General features: G+C 66.2%; 1 pseudogene. It reads right to left on the reverse strand.

Annotated features, from left to right (window positions below):
* Nucleotides 1–78 precede the first annotated feature (78 nt).
* Nucleotides 79–453: pseudogene (locus AC559T_RS17135) on the reverse strand (integrase core domain-containing protein); the annotation flags it as partial.

Genomic DNA, 453 nt, shown 5'->3' on the forward strand with positions numbered 1-453 from the left:
CCTGTGGGGCTCCAGAATCCAGATTTGGCCTGTGAGCTGGCCTTTTGCGGTTGCTGCGGTTTTCCCCGGTAGCTCCCATTAGGCGGCGTTGCGATATTCGTTGATCATGCCGTCGAGGATGCGTGTGCGACGGACGGTGGAACCCGACGTCGGGGCGACCACGGGTGGCGGGTCGGGTGGGTGCTGGCGGAGGGAGCGGTGGGGCCGGTGGGTGTTGAAATGCTCCGCGTAGCTGTCGAGGCCTGACGTCAGGTGCCGTTCGGAGAGGATCAGTAGTCTGTCGGTGCATTCGCGGCGGGCGGTGGCCGATCCGGCGTTCCGCGATCGCGTTCGCCTGCGGGGCTTGAGGGGGTGTGCGTACCACGTCGATGCCGGCTCCGGTGAAGACGGCGTCGAAGGAAGCCGTGAACTTGGTGTCGCGGTCACGGAGGAGGAACCGGAACCGGTGGCCAC

The sequence above is a fragment of the Frankia sp. Hr75.2 genome (assembly GCF_949319125.1).
GTDB classification, from domain to species: Bacteria; Actinomycetota; Actinomycetes; order Frankiales; family Frankiaceae; genus Parafrankia; species Parafrankia soli.